General features: G+C 61.5%; 6 protein-coding genes. 5 read left to right on the forward strand and 1 reads right to left on the reverse strand.

All coding sequences use genetic code 11. The annotated features are described in order from the left end of the window. Positions 1–167: 167 nt before the first annotated feature. The 5 genes from pvdM (at position 168) to HU749_RS20575 (ending at position 9,754) form a co-directional block, all read left to right on the forward strand. Positions 168–1,541: a pyoverdine-tailoring dipeptidase-like protein PvdM gene (pvdM, locus tag HU749_RS20555; RefSeq protein ID WP_186652056.1), complete on the forward strand. Its 1,374-nt coding sequence runs from the start codon at positions 168–170 to the stop codon at positions 1,539–1,541. Beyond that, positions 1,534–2,814 (forward strand): pyoverdine-tailoring periplasmic protein PvdN, encoded by a 1,281-nt coding sequence (pvdN, locus tag HU749_RS20560; RefSeq protein WP_186652058.1) that lies wholly within the window; start codon positions 1,534–1,536, stop codon positions 2,812–2,814. Before pvdM ends, pvdN begins: the two co-directional genes overlap by 8 nt. A gap of 24 nt (positions 2,815–2,838) precedes the next feature. Next, positions 2,839–3,714, forward strand: coding sequence for a dihydropyoverdine dehydrogenase (gene pvdO, locus HU749_RS20565; protein WP_186652060.1), 876 nt, complete (start codon positions 2,839–2,841; stop codon positions 3,712–3,714). A gap of 212 nt (positions 3,715–3,926) precedes the next feature. Then, the gene (locus tag HU749_RS20570) at positions 3,927–5,585 is read left to right on the forward strand and encodes a cyclic peptide export ABC transporter (RefSeq protein ID WP_095974956.1); all 1,659 of its coding nucleotides are present in this window, start codon (positions 3,927–3,929) and stop codon (positions 5,583–5,585) included. Positions 5,586–5,620: 35 nt separating this feature from the next. Next, positions 5,621–9,754 carry a non-ribosomal peptide synthetase gene (locus tag HU749_RS20575; RefSeq protein WP_186652062.1) on the forward strand — a complete coding sequence of 1,378 codons (4,134 nt, stop codon included), beginning with the start codon at positions 5,621–5,623 and terminating at the stop codon, positions 9,752–9,754. A 285-nt stretch (positions 9,755–10,039) separates the two neighbouring features. Here the strand turns inward: HU749_RS20575 and HU749_RS20580 are convergent, their stop codons facing one another. Then, positions 10,040–12,517: a TonB-dependent siderophore receptor gene (locus HU749_RS20580; RefSeq protein ID WP_046063437.1), complete on the reverse strand. Its 2,478-nt coding sequence runs from the start codon at positions 12,515–12,517 to the stop codon at positions 10,040–10,042. Positions 12,518–12,849: the final 332 nt, after the last annotated feature.

A 12,849-nucleotide genomic window follows, 5' to 3' on the forward strand; every position in this document is an offset into this window, starting at 1 on the left:
AAGCTTTGCTCCCGCAGGTGACCGCATTGCAATTCCACTGTGGGAGCAAAGCTTGCTCGCGATGACTGCCCTGAGGTGCCTAAATTTCCCCGCCGATCACTCGTTCTCCCCAGATAGCAAAGGCCCCCGCGCCTGTCCTTCCAAGGCGAACCTGACTGAGATCGGCAATGACAACACCTCGTTCGAAAAAAGCTCTTTTCATCGGCGTGCCCCTGGCACTGGCGCTGGCCGTGGGTGGCGGCCTGGCGGCCTGGGACCATTGGTGGCGGGATAACCCCGGCTACCCGGTCAAGGTGATGAAAGAAGCCAGGGAACTGCACGAACGCCTGCTGTCCTTCGACAGCCACATCACCGTGCCGCTGGATTTCGGCACCGCGGGCAATGAAGCGGACAAGGACGGCAGCGGCCAGTTCGACCTGGTGAAAGCCAACCGCGGGCAATTGTCCGGCGCGGCCCTGACGGTGTTCGGCTGGCCGGAGTTGTGGAACGGACCCAACGCCCCGCACAAGCCCACCGCCGGCTTCGTCGAGGAAGCGCGCAACCAGCAGGAGGTGCGCTACAAGATCATCACCGGCATGGTCCGGGACTTTCCCAACCAGGTCGCCATCGCCTACACCCCGGATGATTTCCGTCGCCTGCACGGCGAAGGCAAGTTCGCGATCTTCATCAGCATGCTCAACGCCTATCCCTTGGGCCACGACCTGAGCCTGCTGGACCTGTGGACCGCGCGCGGCATGCGCATGTTCGGCTTCAGCTACATCGGCAACAACGACTGGGCCGACTCCTCGCGCCCGCTGCCGTTCTTCAACGATTCGCCCGACGCCCTCGGCGGCCTGTCGGACATCGGCAAGCAAGCGGTGACGCGCCTGAACGACCTCGGCGTGATCATCGACGTGTCGCAGATGTCGACCCAAGCCCTGGAGCAAGTCGCGCAACTGAGCCGCACCCCACTGGTGGCGTCCCATTCGGCGCCACGGGCGATGGTGGACATTCCGCGTAACCTCAGCGACAAGGAAATGCAACTGATCAAGGCCAGCGGCGGCGTGGTGCAGATCGTCGGTTTCTCCCAATACCTGCGCCCACTGACGCAAAAGACCCAGGACAAACTCAACGCCTTGCGCGAGCGCTTCGACCTGCCGCCACTGCCCAACCTGGCAATGGCGCTGATGCCCGGCGACCCGATCATCGCCGCCTGGCCGGAACAGAAGTTCGGTGAATACGCCGGCCAGCTCTACGGCATCCTCGAAGAGGAACCCAAGGCCAGCCTCAAGGACCTGGGGGACGCCATCGACTATACCGTGCGCAAGATTGGCATCGACCACGTCGGCATCAGTTCGGACTTCAACGAAGGCGGCGGTGTGAAAGGCTGGGAGAACGTCGGCGACATCCGCAACGTCACCGCCGAACTGCTGACCCGCGGCTACTCCGAAGCCGACATCGCCAAGCTGTGGGGCGGCAATTTCCTGCGGGTCTGGGACCAGGTCCAGAAAGCCGCCCGCCCGCCCTCGCCTCGACCCAGAAGACCGTCCAGCCATGAATGAACGTCGCACCTTCCTGAAGCAGGCCGGGATCCTCGCCGCCGGCCTGCCCCTCGCCGCCAGCCTGCCTGCCACGGCCAGCGCCGATCCTCTGCCGCCGCTGCCGAAAAATAAATGGGCACAACTGCGCTCGCTGTTCGACCAGGACCCGGACTACCTGCACTTCTCCAATTTCCTGGTCACCACTCACCCGCGCCCGGTGCGCGAGGCCATCGAAAAGCACCGCGCCGCCCTGGATAAAAACCCGGGGCTGTTGATGGACTGGGACCTGGGCGTCACCGAAGAACGCGAGGAAAACGTCCGCACCTGGGCCGGCCGCTACCTGCAAGCGAGCCCGAAGCAGATCGCCCTCACCGGCAGCACCACCGAAGGCCTGTCGATCATCTACGGCGGAGTCCATGTGGCGGCCGATCAGGAAATCCTCAGCACCGCCCACGAACACTACGCCACCCACACCATTCTTGAGCTGCGCAGCCAACGGACTGGCACACGGGTGCGCAAGATCAAGCTGTTCGACAACGCTCGCGATGCCAGCCATGAACAGATCCTCACGGCCATCGACCGCAACATCCGCCCCGAAACCCGGGTGCTGGGCATGACCTGGGTGCATTCAGGCAGTGGCGTGAAGCTGCCGATCGACAAGATCGGCGCCCTGGTGGACAAGCACAACCAGGGCCGCAGCGATGAACAGCGGATCATTTATGTGGTGGACGGCGTGCACGGTTTCGGCGTCGAAGACCTCAGTTTCCCCGCCATGAATTGCGATTTTTTCATCGCCGGCACCCACAAGTGGATGTTCGGCCCACGCGGCACCGGCCTGGTGTGCAGCCGCAGCGAAGAGCTCAAGTACGTCACGCCAATCATCCCGACCTTCTCCGAAGCCACGGCGTTTTCCACCACCATGACCCCAGGCGGTTATCACGCTTTCGAGCATCGCTGGGCGGCGGACGAAGCGTTCAAGTTGCACCTGCAACTGGGCAAGGCCGAAGTGCAGGCGCGCATCCATGCCCTCAACAGCTATCTGAAAAAACAGCTGGTGGCACAGCCGCAGATCGAACTGGTCACCCCGCTGAACCCAGACCTGTCCGCCGGTTTCACCTTCTTCCGGGTCAAGGGCCGCGACAGCGATGAGGTCGCCGCTTACCTGATGAAGAACCGCGTGATCGCCGACGCCGTGCATCGCGACGCCGGGCCGGTAATCCGCACCGCGCCGGGGTTGCTCAACACCGAAGCCGAGATCGATCGCTTCATGGGCTTGCTGGCCAAGACACTCTGAACCTGACTTTAACGAGAGAAATGGATGAACAGTTTTCCCTTGAAGCTACTCCCGGCACTGGCCCTCGCCGCCATGCTGCCCTCCGGCGCCCAGGCGTCTCAAGCGGGCCAGGTCTTTCGCGACTGCAAGGACTGCCCGGAAATGGTCGTGCTGCCCACCGGCACCTTCCAGATGGGCACCCCGGAAGACGAAGTGGGACGCGAGCCCGACGAAGGCCCGATGCACCCGGTGACGTTCGCCAAGCCGCTGGCAATCAGTCGCTTCCAGGTGCTCAAGGGCGAATGGTTCGCCTACCTGCGCGACACCGGTTACCAGATGCCCGATGGAGACAAGCGCCCCGGCCGCGCCTGTAAGGCCGGCATCCCCGACTATCAGGGCAGCGACCCGCGCAAGCAATACACCGACCGGCACCCGGCGGTGTGCATGGATTTCGCCGAGGCCAACGCTTACGTCGCGTGGTTGTCGAAAAAAACCGGCAAGCAATACCAACTGGTCAGCGAGTCCCTGCGCGAGTACGCGGCACGCGGCGGTAGCACCGGCCCGTTCCCTTTCCCGTTCGACGAGGGCAAGGAATACAGCATCGCCCAGCACGCCAACACCTACGGCGCGGCCGACGGCTACAACTTCACCGCCCCGGCCGGCAGCTTCGCGCCCAACGCCTTCGGCGTATACGACATGCACGGCAACATCTACGAATGGACCGCCGACTGCTACAACGAAAACTATGTGGGCGCCCCAAACGACGGTAGCGCCTGGCTGACCGGCAAGTGCGAATTCAAACGCATCCGTGGCAATGATTGGGGCGAGGCACCGGTGTTCTCCCGCTCCGGCAACCGCAACGCACTGGTGCCAAGTGACCGCGGCGACTGGATCGGCTTTCGGGTGGCGCGGGATATGTAAACCAACCTGCCGGACACAGACAAGCTTTTGTGGCGAGGGAGCTTGCTCCCTCGCCACAATAATGTGTGTCAGGCGGCTCCTCGCTAAATCCCCTTCCCCTCCAATCGTTCTACAGGTGGGCGCGTCCCAACCCGGCGTGCCTGCGTCCTCCAGCCCATGCGGTGAACGCCCGCGATGGCCTTCGCCCTTTTTCATCTAGCAGGGAAACCTCCATGAGCCAACCAAAACGCGGGGTGATCACTGAATTGTTCACCCTGCTCAAACCCTTCCGGCTGATTGTCGTGGGCTCGATCCTCTTGGGCATGTTGGGCGGCCTGAGCATCACTGCCCTGCTGGCAACCATCAACGACGCCCTGAACGCCGCCACAACGCCCACGTTCCAGATGCTGGCGACGTTCGCGGGGCTTTGCGCGGCAGCGCTGCTGACCTCGATTCTTTCAGACATCGGCACCAACCATGTTGGCCAGAACATCATCGCCGAGCTGCGTAAATCCCTGGGCAAGAAAGTCCTGCTGGCCCCCATCGAACAGATTGAACGCTACCGCAGCCATCGGCTCATTCCGGTATTGACCCACGACGTCAACACCGTCAGCGATTTCGCGTTTTCTTTCGCGCCACTGGCCATCGCCTTCACGGTAACCCTCGGCTGCCTGGGTTACCTGGCCTACCTGTCGGTGCCGATGTTTTTGCTGCTGCTGGTGGCTCTAGTGATCGGCACGGTCGTGCAATACCTGGCTCGCGCCCGCGGCATCAGGGGGTTCGAAGACGCCCGGGAGGCCGAAGACGCGCTGCAGAAACACTACGGCGCTATCGCCGCCGGGGCCAAGGAACTGCGCATTCATCGCCCACGCCGCCAGCGCATGTTCAACCAGCGAATCGAAGCGACCGCCGACTACATCTGCGACACCAATATCCGCTCGGTCAACACGTTCGTGGTGGCCAAGACTTTCGGCTCGATGCTGTTTTTTGTGGTCATTGGCCTGGTCCTGGCCCTGCAATCACTGTGGCTGGGCACGGACAGGGTGGTGCTCAGCGGTTTCGTGCTGGTGCTGTTGTACATGAAGGGCCCGCTGGAATACCTGGTGATGACGTTGCCGGTGATCAGCCGGGCGAACGTTGCGTTCAAGCGCATCGCCGAACTGGCCGAGCAGTTTTCCTCACCGGAGCCGCATCTGCTGCTCAACGACAAGAAACGCCACAAACCCACGATCCAGCACCTTGAGTTGCGCGATGTGCACTACGCCTTCCCGGTGGTCGAAGGCAGCCAACCCTTCGCCCTGGGACCGGTCAACCTGTCCATCGCCCAGGGTGACATCGTGTTCATCGTCGGTGAAAACGGAGGCGGCAAGACCACGCTGATCAAACTCCTGCTGGGTCTCTACTTCCCCCAGGGCGGTGAAATCCTCCTCGATGGTGCGCCGGTAGGGGCCGCTCAACGGGACGATTATCGCCAGTTGTTCACCACGATTTTTGCCGACTACTACCTGTTCGATGAGCTGGTCCAGGGCGATCAACAGGTGCCCAAAGACGCCAATCGCTACCTGGAGCGCCTGGAAATCGCTCATAAGGTCAGCATTCAGGACGGCGCCTTCAGCACCACCGACCTGTCCACCGGCCAACGCAAACGCCTGGCCTTGCTCAACGCCTGGCTTGAGGAGCGTCCAGTGCTGGTGTTCGACGAATGGGCCGCCGACCAGGATCCGGTGTTCCGGCGCGTGTTCTATACCGAACTGCTGCCGGAACTGAAAGCACTGGGCAAAACCATCATCGTCATCTCCCACGACGACCGCTATTTCGACATCGCCGATCAACTGGTCCGCATGCAGGCCGGTCAAGTGGTCAGTGAAAAATCTGCGGCGGCCTTTGCCTGACCCCGTCCGACGCAATGCTGTTTATCGAGAACACCATGAACGAACTGCTAGATGATGATCTGCTGATGCTGCTGCTCGAGGATGTCGCTGGCGACATGCACGCCAGCGACAGCCGCCGACTGGACCGCGCGCCGTTGTCTTTCGCCCAGCAACGCTTGTGGCTGGAGCACCAGCGAGACCCGGCCCGTTCGGCCTACAACCTGCCACGGGCCCTGCGCCTGACCGGTGAACTCGATGCCGATGCCCTGGAACAGGCGCTGAATCGGGTCATCGACCGACACGACATCCTGCGCACCGCGTTCAATGACCTCGACGGTGCGGCGGTCCAGGTAGTCGAGCGCAACGCCCGTCTCACCCTGCACCGGGAGGACCTCGGCGCACTCGCCCCCCAGGCGCGTGCCATCGCACTCTCACAGCGCATCGAGCTGCACGCCCGGCAACCGTTCGATCTCAGCCACGCGCCGCTGATGCGGGCAACGCTGCTCAGGCTGGACAGTGACGAACATGTGCTGCTGCTCAACATGCATCACATCGTCTCCGATGCCTGGTCCAACACGATCCTCATGCAGGACATGACCCAGGCCTACGCTCAGGCCTTGCTCGGTGATCCGTCACCGCTGCCGCCGCTGTCCCTGCAATACGCCGACTACGCCACCCACCAGCGAGGCGAGTATTTGCAGGGCATAGCCTGCCAGCGCAGCGGTGAATACTGGAGCCACTACCTGGGCCGCGACCTGCCCACGCTGGAACTGCCCGTGGATTTCCCCCGCACCGTCGACCAGCAGCATAGGGCCGGACGTGTGCACGTAACACTTGCCCCCGCAGTGACCCGGGCCCTGGACGCGTTCTGCCAACACCAGGGCCTTTCGCCTTTCGTGGTGGCACTGGCTGCCTGGCAGCTGTTGCTGGGCCGCTACAGCAACCAGGACGACTTCACCGTCGGCGTGCCCAACGCCAACCGCAACAGCCATGAAAGCCAGGACCTGGTGGGGTTCTTTGTCAGCAGCCAGGTGTATCGGGCGCGGATCGACTCGAGCCTCGGAGCGTTGGATTTCCTGCGCAGCTTGCGCGCCCAGTCCCTCGCCGCGCTGGAACATGCCGACTACCCACTGGAGCTGATCCTCGATCAACTGCAACCCGGCGCACAGGGCTTGTTCCAGGTCTTGTTCAACTGGCGCACCGGCTCACCGCCCCTGACGATCTCGCCCAAAGGCGAACTGGCCCTGGAGTTTCTTGACACAGGCGACAGCCAGGCCAAGTTCGACTTGTCGCTGGATGTCGATTATTCACAGCAGCAGATTCTGGCGACGTTCGAATACAGCCGTGATCTCTACCGCACTGAAACCATCGAGCGCATGGCCGGCCACTGGCAGAACCTGTTGCAGGACCTGATCGAAACACCTGAACGCGCCCTCGGCGAATTGCAATTGCTGAGCGCTGAGGAAGGGCAGCACACCCTGCACGACTGGAACCGCCAGCCAACCCGGCTGCCCCGCGAACACTGCCTGCACTCGTTGATCGAAGCCCATGCCGCCGCCACGGGTGACGCCACGGCACTGACCTTTGAAGGGCAGCACATGAGCTATGCCGAGCTCAATCGACAGGCCAATCAACTGGCCCATCGGCTGATCGAGCAAGGCGTCGGGCCCGACGTGCTGGTCGGCATCGCCGCCGAGCGTACGCCGCAAATGATCATTGGCCTGCTGGCGATTCTCAAGGCCGGTGGCGCCTACGTGCCGCTGGACCCGGCCTACCCGGCCGATCGCCTGGCCTACATGATCCAGGACAGTGGCGTGACGCAGATCCTGACCCAGGCTCATCTGCGTGAATCGTTGGCGTTGCCAGCCGACATGAACTGTTTGTCGCTCGACCCCGTCGAGATCGAGGGCGACTATCCCGAGCACAATCCGGAGGTGCCGATGCACCCGGATAACCTGGCGTATGTGATTTACACCTCAGGCTCGACCGGCCAGCCCAAAGGCGCATTGCTGACGCACCACAACGTCAGCCGATTGTTCCAGGCCACGGACCACTGGTTCAGCTTCGATCAGCAGGACGTCTGGTGCCTGTTTCATTCCTATGCCTTCGACTTTTCCGTGTGGGAGATTTTCGGCGCGCTGCTGCACGGCGGCCGGCTAGTCATCGTGCCCCACGCGGTGAGTCGTTCGCCGCAAGAGTTCTACGCCCTGGTTTGCCAGGAACACATCACCGTGCTCAACCAGACGCCCTCAGCGTTCAGGTCGTTGCTGCAAGTCGCCTGCGAGCCTCATCAGCCGCTTGGCCACCGGCTGCGCCAGGTCATTTTTGGCGGCGAAGCCATTGATGTGCAGAGCTTGCGCCCCTGGTTCGAACGTTTCGGCGACCAGTCGCCGCAATTGATCAACATGTATGGCATCACGGAAACGACCGTCCATGTCACCTGGCGACCGCTGTCGATCGACGACTTGAACAGCGAGACCGCGAGCCCAATCGGCCAGCCCATCGTCGACCTGTCCTGGTATGTGCTCGACGCGCATCTGAACCCGGTCCCCAAGGGTTGCGTCGGTGAGCTGCATGTCGGTCGGGCCGGCCTGGCCCGTGGTTATCACCAGCGCGCCGACCTGACCGCCAGCCGCTTTATCCCCGACCCGTTCGATCCGCTGCCGGGTGGCCGCCTGTATCGCACCGGCGACCTGGCACGTTATGGCAGCGACGGCAGCATCGAATACATCGGGCGCCTGGATCACCAGGTCAAGATCCGCGGATTCCGCATTGAATTGGGCGAAATCCAGGCACGTTTGCAAGCGCTGCCGGCGATCCGCGATTGTGTCGTGTTGACCCATGAAGGCCCGGCCGGCCTGCAACTGGTCGCTTATGTGATTGCCACGCAAGCGTCCATGACCGGGTTACGCGAAAGTCTGTTGGCCGCCCTCAAAGCGCAGTTGCCAGACTACATGGTGCCCAGTCACCTGGTGTTCATCGATCACTTGCCGCTCAATGCCAATGGCAAGCTCGACCGCAAGGCCTTGCCGGAACCGGACGCGCGTCTTCGGCAGACCGATTACGTGGCGCCGCGTACTCAATTGGAACAGGCGCTGGCGCAGCTCTGGCAAGAATCCCTCAGGGTTGAGCGCGTGGGAATCAACGACAGTTTCTTTGAGTTGGGCGGGCATTCGATCCTGGCGATTGAGCTGATCGCCAACCTCAAGGCACGCCTGAACATCACCGTGCGCCTGCAGGCGTTGCTGGCCAACCCGAGCATCGCGGAGCTGGCGCTGTTCATTTCGCAGGAGCATCGGCAGCAGACTCAGTGCCTTGTTCCCTTGAACACCGCTCCCACCAATGCGCCGCAGTTGTTTTGCCTGCATCCCAGCGGTGGCATCGTGTTCTGTTACCAGCCACTGGCGCGCAAACTCCAACATCGGGCGCGCACTTTTGGCGTCATGCACCGCGGCTTCAGCGAACCCCACGCAGGGCCTGAAGCCTGGCACGAGATGATTGCCGATTACAGCCGGGAAATCGTCGCCGCCCAGCCCCAAGGCCCGTATTACCTGATGGGCTGGTCGTTGGGCGGGACCATTGCGCTGGACATCGCGGCGACGCTGGAAAGCCAGGGCCACACCGTCAGCTTCCTAGGCCTGGTGGACACCACGATTCCTGAACATTTGTACCCGGCAACATTGTCGCGTCATCGACATTTGCCAGGCGCTGAGCAAGCCGACCCGGCCTCCCAGGATCTGCTCGAGGCCATCGAATACTTCGATCTGCTGTTTCCAACCCTCACCGAACGCACGGCGGCTTACCGGCAAGCGCACCCCGACAGTACGGTCCAGGCATTCCATGAATGGGCCACCCGCCAGATCGAACCGGGGCGAGGCGACTTGCTGTCAATCGTGCAGAGCGTCAAGGATGAAGTCATGAACGCCCAGGCGTTCTCGGTGCATGACCGGTTGCTCGAAGCCTTTGACGGATTCACCTTCAAACCGGTACGGGTACGTCCCAGTTGCTGGTGGACCCAGGCGGAAAAAACGCCGGACGAATTGGCGTTCTGCGAGGGCTTGATCAAGGGGTACAGCCTGACCGGGGAGCTGCGATGCTCGGTGCGCTCGCCGTTGCGTCACCGCGGTATGATCTTTGATGATGGGTTGCTTGATTCGCTGGTTGAGGCTTTTCTGGGCAGCACGGCATAGGAGCAATAGCACCGACAGCCGGTTTTGTGTTCCCCGAACGTTGGTGTGTATATCCGTTTCTTCGGTAACGGCCACTGGCGGTTCCGCTCTTACAGCGGGTCACTTTTGGAAGAGCGCGAAAGTGAGCCGCCGTAAGGGCGGAACCATAAGCAGCCGTTACCGCAGCAACGGATATGCACCCAATCCAACCCAAAAGAAAACGGCGCTTTCCCATCCGGAAAAAGCGCCGTCTCCTTAAGCAAACAACCTCACGCACAAGGCGGGTCTATCTCACTCCCCCAAGAATCAGAACTCCGGAGTGTACTTCACGCTGAACATCAGGTTACGCGGATCCCCGAAGTTGTTGTTGCCATCAAGCTGGTTGTAAGCGGGGGTTATGTACGTCTTGTCGAACAGGTTGTTGGCGTTGACCGCCAAAGCGATTTCCGGCGTCAGCTGGTAACCGATACGGGCATTCCACACGGTATAACCCGGGACGTCCATCTTCTGTTCATAAACCAGTGTGTGACTTTGGGTGGTAAAGCCCAGACCGGTGCTGACACGGCTCCAATCACCGGTCAGTTGATAATTGCCCCACACCCGTAGCATGTGTTTCGGCGTCCAGCTACTGAAGACAACACCGTCTTTCCCCGGCTCCTCCAGGTACTTGGTGGTGTTGTAGGTGTAGCCCGCGAACAGCTGCAGGTTGTCCATAACTTCACCACTGATTTCGGCATCGATACCCTGGCTGCGCACTTTCCCCGAGGCTGCCGAGCAGTACCCGCCCTGACATACCATCCCTCCAGCGGTGTCTTCGATGGCACGGTTCTCGTGATCGTAACGGAAGACAGCCAGGGAGGTATTGACCCGACCGTCCATCAGCTCACCCTTGAGACCGACTTCGTAGTTGGTGCCGACGATGGGCTTGAGCACCGAACCGCTGGTATCGACCTCGGTCTGGGGCTGGAACACATCGGTGTAGCTGGCGTATACCGCCCATTCGCGGCTCAGGTCATAGATGATACCGCCGTAGGGCGTGACCACTCCGGTTTCAGTTCCGGTGCTTGCCGTGTATGGGGTAATACCGGCGGAGTCTTCGGTTCTCGACTTGTAGCTGAAGTCATACCAACTGACCCGGGAACCCAGCACCAGCGTCAGATCATCGACAGGCTTCACGCGCCAGGTGCCATACACACCCTTCTGGCGAATATCGTACTTACTGAGGACGCCCCGTCCGCCCGGGCTGTTGATCAGACTCTCATAGCTGATGTCCGGCCGGTCATTGTTCAAGTCAAAGATGCTATCGCTGGTATTGTTGAATGTACGGGCGTATTTATCATCCGTCTCCAACTGCGAGAAGTTGCCGCCGAGCATGACTTCCTGCTCCATCGACAAGGCTTCGAACTTGCCGGTCAGGTTCATGTCCAGACCAGACTTCGTGGACTGGAAATCAGTCACGAAGTCGGCATATTGCACGCCACTGCCATCAGGGTTTAGACCGCCAAGCCTTTGCACTCGCTGGTTTTTCGCCTGGTTGTCTTCGGTCATGTACACGGCACCCACCTTGAACGCCCAGTCCTCGTTGAAGCGATGCTCCAGGTCGGTGTAGTAGGTGGTGACATCGATTTCAGAACGGTTCCAACGCGCCCCCGTGTAGGTCGAACGCGACACGTCCGGCATCGAACCGTTGGCGTAGCGTGGCAGGCCACGGATGTTGCCGCGCGATTCGCCATTGGATTGGCTGACCGCGAAACCCAGGGTGGTGTCTTCGCTCAGGTCGACGTCCAACGCACCGTACAACGAGTGGGTCTTGCTCCACGCATAGTCGACGAACGAGTTGCTCTGGTCTTCATCGATGACGACGCGGCCGCGGATGTTGCCGGCCTGGTTCAGCGGGCCGCCAGCGTCCAATTGCAGACCGTAGTGATCCCAGGACCCGGCCTTGCCGGTCAAGGTCACGGTCGGTGCACTCTGGCCACGCTTGCGCACCAGGTTGACGGCACCACCGGGGCTGCCAGTGCCTTGCAGCAGGCCGGCCGCGCCGCGCATGATTTCCAGGCGGTCGAAGAAGATCAGGTCCTGGGTCGCCCAGTTGCCCAGCGAATAGTTGTTACGCAGGATCGGCACACCATCGTATTGCCAATCGTCGATCTGGAAACCGCGTGACGACAGGATCATGCCTTGGCCAACGCCCTGCAGGCCGACGATGCCGGTGGTCTGGTTGACGGCGTCCTTGAGGCTGACCAGGTTCTGGTCATCCATCTGCTTGCGCGTCATCACGGTGATCGACTGGGGAATTTCCTTGAGGGTGTGGGTGCCCTTGCCAAGGGTCACGGCCTTGCTGGTGTAGGAATTACTGCCTTCGGTTGTCGCGTCCAACGCTTGTGCACTGATGGTGGTCGCACCCAGCTCAAGGCCTCCCGTGGCAGGGCTGCGCATCAGCATCAGGGTATTGCCCTCGAGGCTGTAGCGCACGCCAGTGCCCTTGAGCAATTCGGCGATGGCCGCCTGCGGGCTCATTGTGCCGCTGACGCGGGTGCTTTTCAGCCCGGCCATGTCGCCAGCGTTGTAGATCACTTGCTGGTTGGTCTGCTGACCGAACGCTTGCAGTGCCTGCGGCAGCGGTTGCGCAGGGATGTCGATGCTGACGTCTTGCGCCATCACCTGAGCACTGAGCGGCAGTACGCAGACCAACCCCAGACCGGCCAACACCCGCCGCGAACGCAGGCCGCGGGACATGACGAGTGCCTTGAACAGAGGTTTCAACTCATGAATGGATGACATCGTGCTCTCTATTATTGGTAGAAGTAAAAGTCCATGGGGCCGAAGGGCCCGCCGCTCGCCAGCACCTGTGAACCCGCACGATCGATTGCCTCAGGGCAATGCCTCAGTGCGTGGCCGACCGGCCCCTCCCCGGGCGCGGTCATCAGGCTGGACGACGGCGAAATCTTTGCTGAACAAACCCGGTGCCTGGACGTCCTGCCCGACCCGATTTGCCCACATACCTAAGTAAGACGCAGCACCTGCCAAAAACCGGAATGAGTTTATTTATCATTCGCGAAAAAGATAAAAAAAAGGCCGTCGCTGTCGGGCGACGGCCTTTCGTTCATGCCCTG

This window comes from Pseudomonas ogarae (assembly GCF_014268695.2).
Lineage (GTDB): Bacteria > Pseudomonadota > Gammaproteobacteria > Pseudomonadales > Pseudomonadaceae > Aquipseudomonas > Aquipseudomonas kilonensis.

Excerpts from the sequence above, each read along its gene's own strand:
- pvdO (WP_186652060.1), top strand. The coding sequence starts at position 2,839 with ATGAACAGTTTTCCCTTGAAGCTACTCCCGGCACTGGCCCTCGCCGCC.
- pvdM (WP_186652056.1), top strand. The coding sequence starts at position 168 with ATGACAACACCTCGTTCGAAAAAAGCTCTTTTCATCGGCGTGCCCCTG.
- HU749_RS20580 (WP_046063437.1), bottom strand. The coding sequence starts at position 12,517 with ATGTCATCCATTCATGAGTTGAAACCTCTGTTCAAGGCACTCGTCATG.
- HU749_RS20575 (WP_186652062.1), top strand. The coding sequence starts at position 5,621 with ATGAACGAACTGCTAGATGATGATCTGCTGATGCTGCTGCTCGAGGAT.
- HU749_RS20570 (WP_095974956.1), top strand. The coding sequence starts at position 3,927 with ATGAGCCAACCAAAACGCGGGGTGATCACTGAATTGTTCACCCTGCTC.
- pvdN (WP_186652058.1), top strand. The coding sequence starts at position 1,534 with ATGAATGAACGTCGCACCTTCCTGAAGCAGGCCGGGATCCTCGCCGCC.